The 17,370-nt window shown below is 29.8% G+C and carries 14 protein-coding genes and 1 riboswitch; of the genes, 12 read left to right on the top strand and 2 right to left on the bottom strand.

Annotated features, from left to right (window positions below):
- Positions 1 to 152: 152 nt before the first annotated feature.
- Entirely contained in the window at positions 153 to 1,043 is an 891-nt protein-coding gene (locus tag BEE63_RS06950; RefSeq protein WP_242874716.1) for an AraC family transcriptional regulator, read from the bottom strand.
- A 131-nt stretch (positions 1,044 to 1,174) separates the two neighbouring features.
- Here BEE63_RS06950 and BEE63_RS06945 point away from each other — a divergent pair, with 131 nt between their 5' ends.
- The 8 genes from BEE63_RS06945 to BEE63_RS06915 all read left to right on the top strand — a co-directional run bounded on the left by BEE63_RS06945 (position 1,175) and on the right by BEE63_RS06915 (position 10,431).
- A complete protein-coding gene (locus tag BEE63_RS06945; RefSeq protein WP_066020693.1) occupies positions 1,175 to 2,062 on the top strand; it encodes a PHP domain-containing protein in 888 nt (295 codons plus the stop codon).
- Positions 2,059 to 3,231, top strand: a complete 1,173-nt coding sequence (gene nagA, locus BEE63_RS06940) for an N-acetylglucosamine-6-phosphate deacetylase (RefSeq protein WP_066020692.1) — start codon at positions 2,059 to 2,061, stop codon at positions 3,229 to 3,231. Before BEE63_RS06945 ends, nagA begins: the two co-directional genes overlap by 4 nt.
- A 12-nt stretch (positions 3,232 to 3,243) precedes the next feature.
- Positions 3,244 to 3,969 (top strand): glucosamine-6-phosphate deaminase, encoded by a 726-nt coding sequence (gene nagB / locus BEE63_RS06935; RefSeq protein ID WP_066020691.1) that lies wholly within the window; start codon positions 3,244 to 3,246, stop codon positions 3,967 to 3,969.
- A 70-nt stretch (positions 3,970 to 4,039) separates the two neighbouring features.
- A complete protein-coding gene (locus BEE63_RS06930) occupies positions 4,040 to 4,387 on the top strand; it encodes a DUF4064 domain-containing protein (RefSeq protein WP_066020690.1) in 348 nt (115 codons plus the stop codon).
- 106 nt (positions 4,388 to 4,493) lie between these two features.
- Positions 4,494 to 4,631, top strand: a complete 138-nt coding sequence (locus tag BEE63_RS21630) for a hypothetical protein (RefSeq protein ID WP_157797102.1) — start codon at positions 4,494 to 4,496, stop codon at positions 4,629 to 4,631.
- Between the two features lie 57 nt (positions 4,632 to 4,688).
- Entirely contained in the window at positions 4,689 to 5,957 is a 1,269-nt protein-coding gene (locus BEE63_RS06925; RefSeq protein WP_066020689.1) for a M48 family metallopeptidase, read from the top strand.
- Between the two features lie 276 nt (positions 5,958 to 6,233).
- The gene (locus BEE63_RS06920; protein ID WP_066020688.1) at positions 6,234 to 6,725 is read left to right on the top strand and encodes a hypothetical protein; all 492 of its coding nucleotides are present in this window, start codon (positions 6,234 to 6,236) and stop codon (positions 6,723 to 6,725) included.
- 232 nt (positions 6,726 to 6,957) lie between these two features.
- Positions 6,958 to 7,040, top strand: a riboswitch (cyclic di-GMP riboswitch).
- A 706-nt stretch (positions 7,041 to 7,746) separates the two neighbouring features.
- The gene (locus BEE63_RS06915) at positions 7,747 to 10,431 is read left to right on the top strand and encodes a glycoside hydrolase family 9 protein (protein WP_066020687.1); all 2,685 of its coding nucleotides are present in this window, start codon (positions 7,747 to 7,749) and stop codon (positions 10,429 to 10,431) included.
- A 382-nt stretch (positions 10,432 to 10,813) separates the two neighbouring features.
- Here BEE63_RS06915 and BEE63_RS06905 read toward each other — a convergent pair whose 3' ends face one another.
- Positions 10,814 to 11,320: a hypothetical protein gene (locus BEE63_RS06905; protein WP_066020685.1), complete on the bottom strand. Its 507-nt coding sequence runs from the start codon at positions 11,318 to 11,320 to the stop codon at positions 10,814 to 10,816.
- A gap of 274 nt (positions 11,321 to 11,594) precedes the next feature.
- On the opposite strand from BEE63_RS06905, the gene BEE63_RS06900 reads away from it, so the two are divergent.
- The 4 genes from BEE63_RS06900 (at position 11,595) to BEE63_RS06885 (ending at position 17,292) form a co-directional block, all read left to right on the top strand.
- Entirely contained in the window at positions 11,595 to 12,299 is a 705-nt protein-coding gene (locus BEE63_RS06900) for a response regulator transcription factor (protein ID WP_066020684.1), read from the top strand.
- The gene (locus tag BEE63_RS06895; protein WP_066020683.1) at positions 12,283 to 13,785 is read left to right on the top strand and encodes a sensor histidine kinase; all 1,503 of its coding nucleotides are present in this window, start codon (positions 12,283 to 12,285) and stop codon (positions 13,783 to 13,785) included. Before BEE63_RS06900 ends, BEE63_RS06895 begins: the two co-directional genes overlap by 17 nt.
- A gap of 156 nt (positions 13,786 to 13,941) precedes the next feature.
- Positions 13,942 to 15,027 (top strand): Ldh family oxidoreductase, encoded by a 1,086-nt coding sequence (locus BEE63_RS06890; protein WP_175400835.1) that lies wholly within the window; start codon positions 13,942 to 13,944, stop codon positions 15,025 to 15,027.
- Positions 15,028 to 15,279: 252 nt separating this feature from the next.
- Positions 15,280 to 17,292, top strand: a complete 2,013-nt coding sequence (locus BEE63_RS06885) for a methyl-accepting chemotaxis protein (protein WP_066020681.1) — start codon at positions 15,280 to 15,282, stop codon at positions 17,290 to 17,292.
- Positions 17,293 to 17,370 lie beyond the last annotated feature (78 nt).

The raw sequence follows: 17,370 nt of genomic DNA, 5'->3' as shown, positions 1-17,370 counted from the left end.
ATTAATAAATACATGATAATAATGATGATTTTTGCGATATTAATAATTATATCATGACTGCATTTTTATGATTTTTGAACTAATATTTTTACATTTGCAGCTATATAGAAACATTTCACGTTGATTCTGGTGAATAATTACTCAGGTCATATTTAGCAATTTTTTCTGTATTGAGATGGTGTACATCCCATATTTTTGCGAAATATTTCTGTAAAGTAACTAGAACCAGAAAATCCACATTTAAGTGCTATTTCAGTAATTGAAAGTGACGTGAATTTGAGTAGGTCAATGCTTTTTTCTAGTCTATATTCTGTAAGATAGGAAATGGGAGTCTTATTTAAAATAAGTTGAAAAATTTGAAAGCAGCTGCTGCGGCACACATTTCCAGCGGAAGCGATGTTACTTAAAGTGATTTTATTCTTATAATTTTTCTGCATATATCCTATCATGTCATGCATAGCTTTTAAGTTTTTATTATCATCATATTTTTTTTCAGTAACATTATTTTTCATATTGTGATATAAGATGTAAAATAATGAATAAAAAATACTCATGACATGCAATTCAAAACCATCTTTTTTTTCTCTAAATAAAGTATAAATATTTTTTAGCATTTCAATTATTTCATTTTGCCAACCAATGTAAGGATACAAAATAAAAAGTGGGTGGGATGTATCTTTGCATATTGGTAGCACATAGTTTTCTTTTATACGTTTTACTATAGAAATAAGTGAAGGATGTATTAAAATTGAGACAAAATTACAGTCCGAACCATCACTAGAGTAACCATAATGCATTTGATTTGAATTCACAAAAATACCTTGTCCTTCTTTCAATTTATAACTTTCTCCGTTTATTGAGTATGACATATGGCCTTTTAAAAGAATGGTAAATTCAAAGTCATTATGCCAGTGATTAGCGGAAGCCATGCCTGGATAGTATGATATCATGCACCGTTTTGCGTAGGCCTCAAAATCATTAAAATTGTAAGGAATAATTTCTGAATTATCATTTGACAGTTTTATCTTTAAAATATGTATCACTCCAATTTATGTACTATTGTTATAAAAACATGAGCTATTTTGATATATTATTTAAATTATATGCAGTATTATTATAATGTAAACAATATCAAAACACAAGCTGAAAAATATTTTTATGGGAGATGATTAAGGTGGAAAGTACTGTAGATTTGCATTTACATACAACTTGTTCAGATGGCGATGACACACCGCTGGAGTTGATTTTAAAATTATCTAAGTTAGGAATTAAATTAATTTCAATTACAGATCATGACTCAGTAAAAGCTTATAGCATGTTAAAAAGTGATAAAAGGTATCATATGAAAATAATAAATGGAGTGGAATTAACTTTTGTACATGATAATTATATAAGGCACATGCTTGCGTATAATTTTAATATTTCAAAAATGGAAGATGAACTTAACAAATTATATACAAGAGAAAAATTAATTGACCATGAGAACGGAATGTTAATGGACTTTTTTAAATGTTCTAAAAAGACAGGCCTTATAGTAGATAATGATTTAAAAATAGAAACGGGTAATAGGGGTGAGGCTTTTAATAAAGTTTATGATTCTCTAGTAAATACTCCTTTAAATTTAGAAATTTGTCCATCGCTTGTAAGTCATACTAAATTTTTTTGGCATGAATGTATGAATAAGGATTCCAAATTCTTTATTGATGCATCAAAAGGCATTCCAACTTTAAAAGAAGTTTTGAAAATAATTAAGGATTGTGAAGGGCTAGCAGTTTTAGCGCATCCGTTTCAATATCCAATTAAGGATAATTCATATAAGGTAAACAAAGAAGTTATAGATTTAGCTATAAAATACGGAATTGATGGAATAGAAGCTTACCACAAATCAGCTTCTAAGGAGCAATCCGAGGAAATTATTTCTATAGCTAATAACCATGACTTGTTTGTAACTGGAGGCAGTGATTACCATGGAAATAAACAAATATATGATACAGGTATAAATGAAAAACATATTGAAAAATTTTTACGACATGTAAATATAAAAGGAAGGAATAAATTATGAAAGCTATTATAAATGGAAAAATCATAATAAAGGATAGTATATTAGAGAACAATGCAGTTTTATTTGATGATAAAATCAAAGATATAGTTAACGAAGAGGAGTTTAAAAGTAGTATTGCAAGTGGGAAATATGGAGATATTGAAGTAATTGATGCCAAAGGAAACTATGTATCACCTGGATTTATAGATTTACACATTCATGGATCAGGTGGAAAGGATACTATGGATGGAACTGTAGAATCTTTAATGGAAATAAGTTCAGTTATTGCTAGAAATGGAGTTACGAGTTTTTTGCCAACAACAATGGCTATGAGCAGAAATAAAATATATAAGGCTTTAGATGCTGTAAATGATGTAATGAAAATTGAAAATACAGGAGCAAAGATTCTTGGGGCACACCTTGAAGGACCATTTATAAATGAAAAATATAAAGGAGCTCAAAAAAAAGATTACATAATAAAGCCAAATTATGATTTTATTAAAAAGTATAAAGATACAATTAAAATTATTACGTTTGCACCTGAGAAAGATGACAACTTTGATTTCATAAAAAGGGTAAAGAGAGAAACAAATATTGCTTTATCTATAGGACATTCTGATGCAAAATATGAAGAAGCCATAAATGCAATACGATATGGTGTAAGTAGAGCAACGCATCTATTTAATGCAATGAGTCCATTAAAGCATAGAGAACTCGGAGTTGTGGGAGCAGCATTAAATACTGATATAAGCTGTGAAATTATAGCAGACACTGTACACATTAATCCAGCAATGTTTAATATTTTACTTAAATTAAAAGGTAAGGATAATATAATACTTATTACAGATTGCATGAGAGCAGGATGTTTTAAAGATGGAATATCTGAACTTGGAGGACAGAAGGTTATAGTTACAAAAAACTCTGCAAGACTAGAGGATGGTACTTTAGCAGGAAGCGTTCTAACATTAAACAGGGCCGTAAAAAATATAGTGGAGAACACAAATTTAAGTATTCCAGAAGCAGTAACTATGGCTTCTTTAAATCCGGCTAAAGATATTAGTATTGATAAACAGAAGGGAAGCATTGAAATAGGAAAAGATGCTGATATGAATATTTTTGATGAAAAATTTGAAGTTAAACACACTATTGTAGGAGGAAAAACAGTATTTGAAAATAAGAAATCAAAATAGGGGGTGCTTTACATGAGAATAATAGAAGTAGAAAATTATGATGAAATGAGTGACAAGGCAGCAGCAATGATAGCAAGTCAAATAATTTTAAAGTCTAACAGCGTACTTGGATTGGCTACTGGAAGTACACCTATTGGTACATATAAAAAGTTAATCAAAATGTACAATAATAAAAAAGTGGATTTTTCAGAGGTTAAGACTTTCAATTTAGATGAATACTATGGGATAACAGATGAAAACAAACATAGTTACCATTACTATATGGTGGAAAATTTATTTAAGCATATTAATATAGATAAGAAAAATATAAATATTCCTAATGGTATGGCAAAAGATATAAAAGAAGAGTGTGAAGAGTACGAGAAGAAAATAAAAGCTTCAGGTGGTATTGATCTTCAAATTTTAGGAATAGGTATAAATGGACATATAGGTTTTAATGAACCAGATGCTAAATTTGAAGCACAGACACATTTAGTGAATTTAGATGAAAAAACTATAAAAGCAAACTCTAGATTTTTTAATTCAATTGATGAAGTACCTACAAAAGCCATTAGTATGGGAATAAAGACTATACTTAGTTCAAAAAAAATAGTGCTCTTAGCAAATGGAGTGTCAAAAGCAGAGGTTGTAGCTGAAGCAATCAACGGAAAAATATCACCGGAAGTTCCAGCATCTATATTACAATTGCATAAAGATATTACGATGATAGTTGACAAGGCAGCAGGTAGCAAATTGTAAATTATATGCATATAGTAAACCGTATTTTCGTATATTTAAATGAAGTAATATGGAAATGGGTGAAATATTAATGGAAGATAAAAGGACAGTAGAGTTTGTATTAGGCTTAATAGGAGGAATTTTTGGAATAATTTCAGGTATAGGTGCAATTGGTATTGGAGGGCTAGGCAGTGCGTTTGGTGTTAATGGGTCAAATGCTGTTGGAGGCCTTGGAATTGCTGCAATAATACTTTCAATACTAGGTATAGTAGGCTCTGTAATTGTTAGAACCAAGGGAAAATTAGGTGGAATTTTTATGACGGTAGCTGCAATTGGGGGCTTTATATGCATTTCATATTTTTATATTTTGCCAGGCATACTCCTTATAATACCAGGATTAATGGGACTGATAAAAAAAAGCCAGAAATCTGAAAAATAAAAAAATGTCCTCTGGAACATTCCAGAGGACATTTTTTTATACATAGTCTGGAAATATTTAATAAAAAAGTACATTGCTACATATAATATTTGTTAGTGATTATATTGTGGGGTGGATAAATAGAGGAGAAATAGAGAAAGCTACTCAATCTATTGCACAAAAAGCGGGAGAAGGTGCAGAGAAAGCTATGGAGATAAGTAAAAAAGCTAAAGAAACAATTGAAGGAGGCTGCTTTAAAATTTAAGATATAAAAATTATAATGAAGTAAAGTAAAATATATTGTTTTTAATGTGGAGGAAATATGAATAAAAAGAGATTAAACATTTGGTTTATGGTATTTATGTCTGTTATAGTCTTTTTAGTAAAGTCTAAATGTGGATTTCAAAATGGCTTTTCTCATATGATGTTAGCAGATGAAGGAATAAGACTCAGGTATTATAAGATTAATGTAATACTTGAAATAATATATACGGTTTTGGGAATTCTGGTTCCAATTTTAATTATGATTACAGGTATACATGTTAAGCTTAAGAACTTTTCATATAGGGCTAAAAAAATATGGCTTCCAGGTATATGTATATATGCATTTCTGTTTGTTGTAGTATACTATCTGTTTTATTTGCCATTAGATTTTTATTCTGGGTTTATAAATGAACATATTTTTTCTATCTCAAATCAAAGTATTTTAAAGTGGGTGTGGAATTGGGCTATTAGTATTTTAACTTCTGCAATTTTTCTAGCACTTATATTGTGGATTCCATATAATTTAATAAAAAGAGCACCTAAAAGATGGTGGCTTTATACATGGATTGCTTTTATACCAGTTGTGATATTTTCATATATAATTTCTCCTGTGGTTATAGATCCTTTATATAATAACTTTCAGCCTCTTAAGGATAAGTATATTGAAAATAGAATACAAAATCTTGCTCATAGAGCTGGCATATATAATTGTAAAATATATGAGGTTAATAAAAGTGTAGATACAAAAGAAGTAAATGCATATATGACAGGATTTGGAAACACAAAAAGGATTGTTATATGGGATACTGCAATAAAGAATTTATCTGAAAGAGAATTGGAGTTTGTTGTTGCCCATGAGATGGGCCATTATGTTTTAAGACACAATGCAATAAATTGTATAGGAACTTTAGGTGGTTTGCTTGTAATACTTTATATAATATATAAAATTGCACCTTATGTCATTAGAAAATATGGCAATATATTAAAAATAGATGATATTTTAGATGTTAAATCATTTCCACTAATTATACTGATAATAGTTTTATGTACAACTGTTTCAGATCCTTTGTACAATGCAGCAAGTAGAAATTTGGAGCATAATGCGGATGTATTTGCAGTGGAATTAACTCATGATAATGAAGCTGGTGTAAATATGTTTAAAAAACTAGCTGTTAAAAATTTATCTGTAATGCAGCCTGACAGGTGGTATGAGATTTGGAAGAGTACACATCCTTCTTTAGAGGAAAGAATTGATTTTGTAAAAGACTATGAACCATGGAAAGAAAATAAAACTTTAAAGTATGGTAAGTATATTAATAGAGATTAGAAGAGAAATGGACTACTGCATTTCTCTAAATTAAAAATAATACTCAAGTTTTAGAATGCAAGTCCAAGTGAAATATTTAAATATATCATATATTTATATAAAAATCAATACTCAATATAAATAAAATTTGCTCATTATCATTATTTATGCTATAATATTTAATATAAGGAGCAGTTATCTAAAACATTATCAATATTTAAGATAGAAACTAATTCAATAGAGTTCACCTTTATAGAGGTGTTTTTTTTAACTAATATATAAAAAGGAGAGTTTATATTGAGAGTAAATAATAGAAGAAAAACTACAATATCTATAAAAATGTTCATGTCGGAACTTGGTGAGCATTTTTCGGAAAAGGTTAAAAAGAGACTTACGGATTTAGACTTAAGATGTGTGTTATCAAGAAAAGATCATGAATACAATGTATTAGACTTAAAACATGTTGAGCACATTAAATACAATGAAAATAAGCTAATGAAATCACTTAAAGAATACGTGTATGCTGAATTTGCAGTTGTAGATGGTGTATTATATTTTGGCCAAAATTGTCTTGAAAATGATCAGGTAATGCAGTCAGGTGTAGTTGAAAAGATTTATAATTATCTTGACGGTGATGGCATGATCTTTTTAGAGAATAAAAACTTTAAGAAGATAGATGACAATAATATTGATTATGTTGTGGATAATATATTACTTAAATGTCCACAGGTTTCACAAAAATATATTGATGTTGTAAACGAAATGTTATCTTTAGCGGACAGAAAATAATACGTGCATTTTGTTCGCAGATTTATCCTGCTTAAACTTTTACTTAGTAATTTTATTTGAAATATACTAAGTAAAAGTTTAAGTAGGATTTTTTATTTGAGCAATTTTGTATCTGGAATTTATTGCATTAGCAATTAAATTTAAGAACAAAATTATAGTTATACTGATTTTAATCTAAACTTGATTTTAATTTACTTTTGTAGTAAAATATAGCTAAAATATAAGAAATATCCATTTGCTTGGAAGCAATGATAAATTTCTTTAGTATGGGCACTTAGGGAATTTGGAGCTAATAGTGCGACCGACCAACAATTAATTAGTTTTAGTTAATTGTTGGTTTTTGTTTGCTAGATAATTGTGGGAGGTGTTAGAAGTTATAATAAGGCAATTTTGCGATACTAGGATTAAAGAATCAAGAATATTGCAAATTATGGAATATATTATTTAATAAAATTTTCACATAGGATGTAAATAATATTAGATTAATTAAACATTTAAATGTTTTTTTGAAAAATAATTTAAATGGCAGTTAGTTACTTATGAAAATTATTCTATTTTTGAAAAATTCGTTTTTCAACTTTAATGGTACAAATTGAGAATTATGAAAAATAAGTATAGGGAAATTCAAATTTAATTTTACAAAGATAATTGTGAAATTAAATTTGAATTTCCCTATACTTATTTTTTGAAAGGTAAAGTAAGCAATTAACTTTAGTTAACATTCAAAAATAACTGTTTTTTGTTAAAAAATATATTACGCATATGTTAAGCAAAAATATTGCAGAAAATGTTCTTATAATAGCTAGAAAAATAAGCAATACTACGAATATTAAAATATTATTGATGAATTTGAATACTTTTATCAAGTAAATAAAAAAGTTTACTTATATATTGACATATAAGAGTAAATAATGTATTATAACAATGTAGGATATTTTATCCAAAATAGTAATAAAAGTTATATTATTCATGGTTTTGTATAAGATACCCTTGTAATCGATTTATTGAAGGGGGAAAAGTAATGTTAAGAAAAAAATTACTATCATTGATGGTAACTGCTTCAATTGCTGCAGGAATTGGTTTCGCTAGTACTTGTTATGCAAGGCCTATACCGACAAATCCAAACAGTAATTACGGAACGCATGATCTTTTAGACAATAGTACTTTTGAGGGTGGCATTGGTTTACCATGGACAGAAGTTGAAACTGCACCAGCCCATGGTGACTTTGACATTTCAGGTGGTACTTTCAATATTACTGTTACAAAAATAGGTGGCGATCCAGCGACAGGAACTCAGCCAAACATATGGGATGTACAATTCAGACATAGAAATTTAACACTTCAACCAGGACATAAATATCATATTGAATTTACAGTAACAGCAGATAAGGATTGCGAGATATATCCTCAAATAGCTATGCCAAAAGATCCATATACACAATACTGGCATTATGGTAATTGGGAGAATGTTAAGTTAAAAGCAAATGTACCTACGACTATAAAGGATGATTTTACTCCTAATATCAGTGAACCTACAATAGCAGAATTTGCATTCCATATTGGTGATCCAAATACTGTAGGTAAGGAACTTCCAGTAAAATTTAGTTTCGATAATATACATTTAACGGATCCAGAGTATACAAATAAAGATGCAAGTATATTCTCAACTTTTTATGATGATGGAATAAGAGTAAATCAGGTAGGTTATTATGCTGGACTTGAGAAAAAAGCAACAGTATCATCAGATTCTACAACTCCAATAGCATGGAGATTAAAAGATAGTACGGGAAAAGTTGTAAAATCAGGAAAGACACAAGTGTTTAATAATGATCAGGTTGATCATGCATCAGGAGATCAGGTTCATATTATTGACTTTAGTGATTACAATGTAGCAGGGAAAGGCTACACTTTAGAAGTAGACAAGGCTAAAGCGGCTACAAATACTAGTGTACCTTTTAATATCGAAAATGATATATATTCACAGTTAAAGCAGGATGCTATAAAGTATTTTTATCACTCTAGAAGTGGTATAGCAATACAGATGCCTTACTGTGGAAGGGATGACTTAGCACGTCCAGCAGGACATCCAAGTGATGTAATGGGTAATGCATCTGGAACTTGGTACAGTAATATAGGAAATTACACCAAGGACGTAACAGGTGGATGGTATGATGCAGGAGATCATGGTAAATATGTTGTAAATGGTGGAATATCAGTATGGACTATGATGAATCAGTATGAGCGTGCATTATATAATGGCGATGGAAAAGATAAGGATGAAACTACAAAAGCTCCTTTTGCAGATAAAACTATGAACATACCTGAAAGTGGTAATGGAACACCTGATATACTTGATGAAGCACGTTGGCAGATGGAAATGATGCTTAAACTTCAGGTTACTCCAAGTGAAAATTCTGATTATGCTGGTATGGTACATCATAAGGCATGTGATGAGTCATGGACAGGTCTTGGAATTCGTCCAGATCAGGATACTAAGAAACGTTATTTGCAGCCACCTAGTACTTCAGCAACTTTAAATCTTGCAGCAACAGCAGCACAATCATCACGTATATGGAAAACGAGGGATGCAGAATTTTCAACTAAATGTTTAACTGCAGCAGAAAGTGCTTGGCAAGCAGCACTTAAACATCCTAAAGTTGTTCCAGGCAAAAGCGATATAGGCGGTGGAGCATACTACGATGATCATTTCGATGATGAGTTTTACTGGGCAGCTTGTGAACTTTATGCTACAACAGGAAAACAAGAATATTTAGATTATATACAGAAGTCTCCATATTATTTAACAGTACAAAATACTCTAGATGGTGGAGAAGCTGGTGGACAAGCAGGATGCTTTGATTGGGGTAATACAGCAACTGTAGGAACAATAACTCTTGCAACTGTACCTAATAATTTACCATCAACTGATGTAGCTAAAGCAAAAGCTAACATAGAAGCAGAAGCAGACAAGTTACTTGCTGAACAGTCTAACCAAGGATATGGTACTTCACTTGCAGAATCAATGATTGATACAACTTATCATGATGTAAAAGGAAAAATAGTTAAAGGATATCCATGGGGTTCAAATTCATTTGTTGCTAATGATGCAATTGTAATGGCATATGCTTATGACTTTAGTAAAGATGCAAAATATATCAATGGTGTAGCTCAAAATATGGATTACTTACTTGGACGTAACCCTAATGTACAAAGTTATGTAACTGGATATGGAACTCATCCGCTCTTAAATCCACATCATCGTTTCTTTGCACATCAAGCTGATCCAACATTCCCTACTGCACCAGCAGGATGTTTATCAGGCGGACCAAATACTTCTCTTCAGGATCCATATGTTAAGAGTACAGGATGGCAGCCAGGTAGTCAGCCAGCAGAACAGTCATATATAGATAACATAGAAGCATGGTCAACAAACGAAATTACAATTAACTGGAATGCTCCTATGGCATGGTTATCATCATACATGGATGATGTTGCTCCAAATGTTAATCCAACTCCCGAAATTAAAAAAGGAGATTTAAATGGTGATGGAGTAGTTAATGTTTTAGATTTGATTACATTAAAGAGATATTTAAAAGGAACAATAACTTCATTCCCTAACGGTGTAAGTCTGTCAGTAGCAGATATTAATGGTGATGGAACAGTTAATGTATTAGATCTTATAGCACTTAAAAAGATGCTTAAATAGGAAATTTAATATATAAAAATTTAAGTCTCAAAATGATTAAAAGTCATTTTGAGACTTTTTTAAAGTTAGGACTTCATTTAAAAACAATTTCCCATATGAATATAAGATGAACTTGGAACTTCTTTTAGGAAACTGCTGAAAGAATAAATGCCAAAGCAGAAAAAAATCATTAAGATTATTAGTATAAAACTTATAAAATCATACTTTAGTGACACGTTCTTTTTTATTGAAATATGATTTAATACAAGAATTTCTATTCCCAAAAATATGAGTATAAGCGGCCATAAATTTAAAAGCATATTTTCTAAGGGTAGTTTAAAAATTGTAATGCATAAATAAAGTACACCCCAAACTATTAGTAAGATACCAAAGGTAAGGGTTCCTACTCGTCTTTGCTGCATGTCTTATCACCTTTTCCTACTTTTTTTCTTTTTAGTATCATGAATAAACCAACAACTATTAAAAATAAAGATATAAATGAATCTTTTATAATCCTTAAGATTTGATAATCCACGTATTGGTTTAATAAAGGTATAACTATATTGTCTAGCAAAGAAAATACACCAAGTATAATGAAAATGTATGCTATATATTTTCCTGCATTTTCGTCTTGTAGAGATTTACTGAAGTTTGTTGATTTAAATATTGGCAAATCTCCATCTTGTAAATTATTCATCTGAGAAGCTTTTTCTTTAACATCAAATACGCTGTAAAACCACATTATCGGAATTAATATATAAAATATAGATATATTAAAAACATTTGAAACAGCGAGTGTTAGAAAAAACAAAAACATGAGCTCTATACCTTGACGCATAAGACCAAGGTACATATGACCAGCACCAGGGATAAATGAAAAAAATATTGCTTTATTTCTTGAATGATTCAATTTATTAATCCTCCTCATAACTATTAGTACACTATATACTATACAAATGTATTCTTAAAATAAAATCTATAAAAATCTTAAATTTTTCTTAAGTTTATTATTTATAAAAGATTAAATATAGTAAAATTAAAGTTTGTTTTATATAATCAGTATATAGGGTTTCAAGGTAAACAGCCTATTTATAGATGTACCATAATTTTTGAATATTAGTGCTTTTAAATATGAGTAAGGAATCCTATAGAGTATTTTAAATTATTTTAAAAGGGATGAATTTATGGACAAGAAGACTATTTTAGTTGTTGATGATGAAAAGGAAATAAGAAATTTAATAAGTATATATTTGACTAATGAAGGGTTTGAAGTTTTGAAAGCTGAAAATGGTATTGAAGCTTTAAATATATTAAAGGATAAAGAAGTACAACTTGTAATACTTGACGTAATGATGCCTAAAATGGATGGTATAGAAACCTGCATGCAAATACGTAAGGATAATAATATGCCTATTATAATGCTTTCAGCAAAGGGAGAAGATATGGACAAGATATTAGGCTTAACAACAGGAGCGGATGATTATATATCAAAGCCATTTAATCCTTTAGAACTTATAGCAAGGGTAAAATCTCAAATTAGAAGGTATACGAAATTAAATAATTCGTATGATGCAGATGGTAGCAATGTTATTGATATAGGTGAATTAACTATAAATGCTGATACACATGAGGTTAAAGTTGAGGATAAAGTTATTAAGTTAACTAAAAGAGAATTTGATATATTAGAGCTGCTTGCTAGAAATAAGGGCATGGTTTTTAGTACTGAAAAGATATATGAAAGTGTTTGGAAGGAACAATTTTGTGATTCACACAATACCGTAATGGTTCACATAAGAAAAATAAGAGAGAAAATAGAGAGAAATCCAAGAAAGCCTGAGTATATAAAAACTGTTTGGGGAGTTGGGTATAAAATTGAAAAAAATCTTTAAACTATTGCCTCAAATATATCATTTTGGAAAAGAACATATAATTAGAAGCGTAAGACTTGAACTTGTGGTTACTTTTTGTATATGTCTTGTGGCGGCTTTTATATCAGGCAGTTGGTATAATGGATATTATAAAGAGAAGCATATGATAGCTGAAATTGATTATAGTTCAAGTATACAAAAAATTTCAGATGAAATGGTTTATATAAAATCTCAAGTGGATGGTAAAAGTACAAAAGATAATATAAATGAAATTTTAGATAATAACGTTAAAAGTAATACTAAGGTGTATTTAACTGACATTGGTGGAAAAGTTTTGTTTGAGTCTAGTAATGCAAAAGCTCAAAAACTTGATATATATGAATTGATAACTAAATCTGAAAATTTTAAAAGGGAATATGATGAAGCTACCATAATAGATACAGATAATGGTATAGTTCAGAAAAGAATATCGCTGGAGAAGGGTGTTGATTATACCAGGATAGATGGGATAACTTTAGAAAATAAAAAAGCATATTTAGTAGTCATGGGTACTCCTCAGCAAAAGATAACATACATACGACCATCGTATAGCCCATTTCTTTCTGGTATTATTGCTATATTTACTTTTATTTTTTTATTTTATTTTTTAACTAATAAGAAAATGATGTATATAGAGAAAGTTTCCAGGGGGCTTATGGAAATTTCAAAGGACAACTTAGATTACAGAATAGAGCTGCATGGAAAAGATGAGATTGCAAAATTAGCATATAATATTAATTTTATGGCTGGTGAGCTAAAAAAAAGAATTGAGAGGGAAAGGGCTGCTGAAAAAACTAAAAATGATTTAATAACAAATGTATCCCATGATCTTAGAACTCCACTCACCTCTATAAAGGGATATTTATTGCTCTTAAAAGATAAAAAGTATAAAGATTCTAGTGAGCTTAATGATTTTATTAATATATCTTATAATAAATCAGAGAAATTGGAAAGCCTTATAAATGATCTTTTTGAATATACAAAATTAAGTAATAGAGTAATAAAACTTAACAAAGAAAAGATATGTGTTGATGAACTTTTAGAACAGCTTGTAGAGGAACTGTATGTAATATGCAAGGAAAATAATGTAACTATTGAAAAAGATATATACAGTAAAAATATTTATGCTGAATTAGATGGGGATAAGATAGTTAGGGTATTTGAAAATTTACTTATGAATGCTGTAAGATACAGTTTAAAACCTGGAGTGATAAAACTGCGGCTCAGTGAAAATGAGAGATATATAGTAGTTAACGTGGGAAATAAATGTGAAAATGTAAATAAGGATGAGCTTACAAAAATATTTAACAGATTTTATAGAATGGATAAATCACGTTCTGAGGCAACAGGCGGAAGTGGATTGGGGCTTGCAATAGCAAAAAACATAGTTGAAATGCATGGTGGTAAGATATGGGCTGAGTGTAATGAAGATAATATAGTGTTTTTTGTGAAGTTGCCTAAAATGTAATTTTAATGATTTACATAAGTTTAAACACATAAATAAAAAAGTTCCTATAATATGGCGCATTTAATGGCAATTTGTTATATATATTCTAATAAATATGATAAAATATATAATGTAAGATGTTATATATATAAATGAGTATTATAGGGGGCTATGAAATTGAGTTACAAAAAATATCAATATGAAAAGTTAAGAAATCTTTGCAGAGATGTTTTTAGAAAATTTGGATATACTAGAGAGCAAAGTAATACTATTACGGATGTTCTGCTTTTAGCAGACTTGTTTGGAATAGAATCGCACGGGATACAGAGACTTGTACTTTATTATAGTGGTATAACAAATGGAAACATAAAAGTAAATAGTGAAATGAAAATAGTAAAGGAAACTCCTGTATCGGCTTTAGTTGATGGAAATGGTGGAATGGGGCAACTTATTAGTGAGAAAAGTATGAATATTGCGATAGAAAAAGCAAAAAAAACTGGAATAGGCATAGCAATTGTAAAAAATTCAAATCATTTTGGAATAGCAGGATATTATGCTAGAATGGCTGAGAGGGAAGGTCTTTTAGGAATTTCAATGACTAATACGAGAGCTATTGTATTACCTACATACGGAAAACAACAAATTTTAGGAACTAATCCAATTGCAATATCAATGCCTGCAAAACCAATACCATTTTTGCTTGATATGGCTACAAGTGTTATTACTCGTGGAAAAATAGAAGTTTATAATAAGAATAAGGAAAAGCTTCATTCAGGATGGGCAATGGATAGTGATGGCAAAGTAACAGATGATGCATATAAGGTTTTGGAAGCTGGAAGTAATGGAGTTACTGGAGGACTTTTGCCATTAGGAGGAGATTCAGAGATATTTGGCGGCCATAAAGGATATGGGATTGCACTTGCAGTGGAGATGTTTACATCTATAATCTCAGGTGGTCTTACAAGTGACAAAATACGTGGTAATAACAATACGAATGGTGTGTGTCATGCTTTTATGGCAATTGATTATGGCATGTTTGATGATAAAAGTGAAATTGAAAATAGGATGTCTAATTATTTGCAGAAACTTAGAGATTCTGAGAAAGCTTATGGTGCTTTAAGGATATACACTCATGGGGAAAAAGAGATTGAGGCTTATAAAGATAGAATGGAGAATGGAATTCCTATAAATGATAGTACGATGAAGGAAATAGATGGAATTTGTGAGCATTTGCATATTGATTTAAATAAATATTTGCAATAAATTGTGTAATTGAGTTGCAATTTTATACTTAACTTATACATTACACAATATAAATTAAGAAAATGTAAAAGCATTTTGAAAATATACTAAATTACAGTGAACTTCCAGTTAAAGAAAAAAGAATATGATTACGATATAGTAAAGTGTGTTTTACATACACAAGGAATTATTATATGAAAATCATAATTTTAAAAACAGTATTTGCTAATGCGATTACTGTTTTAATTTTGTTTAATTAAGGGAGGAAATCAAATGAAAAAAGTCCAAAGTACATCTATAAAGATGAAAATTTTAGTTATACCCATGATTTTAATGTTTATAAGTATAGCTATTATAGCTTCGGTATCGATTGTGATAGCAAAAAATAGCGTAATGTCACAAATGGAATCCGATGGGGTTAACTTGGCAAACAGGATTTCTAAAGATGTGGAGAACAACAGTACAGCAACTGATAACCTTAATAAATCTATTGAAGATAGAATAAGGACACTTGCAAATTTTATAATTGCTAATAAGGCTGGGGTAAATAATGATTACTTGAGAAATCTAGCAAAACAATTTGAAGTAGATGAAATAAATGTCTCAGATCCAACAGGGAAGGTGACAGCTTCAAATATTGACAGCAATATGGCAAGTCCATTTACAAGTCAGAATGCATCATATGCTATACTTGAAGGTAAAACAGATCAGGTGATGGAAGCAATAAGAAAAAGCACAGATAATGGCAATTATTATAAATATGGAGCTGTAAAAGATCCATCTGGTGGTTTTGTTCAAGTAGGAATTGTTGCAAATAAAGTTCAAAAATTAACTGATTCAATGAAAGTTCAAACTTTAATAAATGAGTTAACTAAGGCTAAATCTATAGAATATGCTTTATATGTGAATAAAGATTTAAAAGTTTTAGCTGATAGTGATAAAAAGGAAATAGGAACAACTCTAAAGGATAATTCAACTGTGACAGCGGTGAAAAATAAAAAGACATATTGCTCAAAGTATAAATACAATGGTAGAGATGTTTATGATATTATGGTGCCGGTATATAGTAATGGTAACTTTGTGGGATCCGTGGATGTTGGAATCTCTATGCAAAATATGTACAAGACTGTTTATAAAACTATGTTTATCATAATAATTGTGGCTATTATATTATTTATTTTACTTGGATTACTGCTCCTTAAAATATCAAAGGGAATAACTGATCCTTTGAATGAATTAGTCGATGTTTCAAAGAAAATAGCTGATGGAGAGCTGGATAATGATATAGATATAGACACTGAAGACGAAATAGGTGTACTTGCAACTGCATTTAAGAATATGTCTGAACACTTAAAAGATACTATCAGAAATATAAAAAATGGTACAGAAAATGTTAATTCAATGTCATCAGAATTAAGTTCTAATTCTGACGATATGAAAAATGCTGCAGACGGGGTGGCAAAAGCTATACAGGAAGTAGCAGAAGGAGCTACCGAGCAATCGAATGACTTAATAAATATTTCTAGTACAGTGTCTAAACTTGCAAAAGAACTTGACGATATGCATGAAAGCTTATTAAAAGTTAATGAAAGTTCAAGTTTTACTGAGACTAAGACTAAAGAAGGTCAAGAGAAAATAGGTGCCCTTCTAGAATCAATAAATGAAGTTAAGAATTTATTTGATGTAGTTGTAAATAAAATACAAACATTGGATTCTAGTGTTTCTAAAGTAGGGGAGATAACTCAGGCAATAGATGAAATTTCAGAACAGACTAACCTTTTAGCATTAAATGCAGCAGTAGAAGCAGCAAGAGCAGGTGAAGCTGGAAAGGGATTTTCAGTGGTTGCTGAAGAAGTTGGGAAACTAGCTGAACAATCTAAGGAGTCTACTGAAGAGATAAACAAGCTTATAGGAAATATAACAGTGGAAACTAAAAATGTTATTATGACTTCAAGCAATGTTAAAAAGGCTTTCTCAGATCAATCTGATATTATAGAAAATACTAAGCAATCTTATGAAGACATGCTATCAGCAATTAGGAATATAGCACCATTAATTAAAAATTCATATGGTTCTGTTGAAATAATTATGAAGTCAAAAGATGATATTCTAAATAAGGTGGATTCTCTTACAGCGGTATCAGAAGAAACTTCTGCTACTTCAGAAGAAATATCTGCTTCTTCAGAAGAACTATATGCATCTTCTGAGAATGTTTCTAGTTTTGCTGATAAACTCAATAAAGTTGCAAAGGGACTGGATGACAGTGTAAATAAATTTAAATTATAGAGTTTTAGTGTTACTATATAATTTCTTTATATCAGATTATATATATATGAATGAACTAGATAGAAGATTAAATAAAAA

The sequence above is a fragment of the Clostridium pasteurianum genome, from assembly GCF_001705235.1.
Classification (GTDB): Bacteria; Bacillota; Clostridia; order Clostridiales; family Clostridiaceae; genus Clostridium_S; species Clostridium_S pasteurianum_A.
Note: the sequence above shows the minus strand (reverse complement) of the source record. Positions and strands in the feature narration are given on the sequence as shown.

Coding starts and splice junctions, on each gene's coding strand:
- nagA (WP_066020692.1), top strand. CDS start 2,059: ATGAAAGCTATTATAAATGGAAAAATCATAATAAAGGATAGTATATTA.
- nagB (WP_066020691.1), top strand. CDS start 3,244: ATGAGAATAATAGAAGTAGAAAATTATGATGAAATGAGTGACAAGGCA.
- BEE63_RS06930 (WP_066020690.1), top strand. CDS start 4,040: ATGGAAGATAAAAGGACAGTAGAGTTTGTATTAGGCTTAATAGGAGGA.
- BEE63_RS06925 (WP_066020689.1), top strand. CDS start 4,689: ATGAATAAAAAGAGATTAAACATTTGGTTTATGGTATTTATGTCTGTT.
- BEE63_RS06915 (WP_066020687.1), top strand. CDS start 7,747: ATGTTAAGAAAAAAATTACTATCATTGATGGTAACTGCTTCAATTGCT.
- BEE63_RS06900 (WP_066020684.1), top strand. CDS start 11,595: ATGGACAAGAAGACTATTTTAGTTGTTGATGATGAAAAGGAAATAAGA.
- BEE63_RS06885 (WP_066020681.1), top strand. CDS start 15,280: ATGAAAAAAGTCCAAAGTACATCTATAAAGATGAAAATTTTAGTTATA.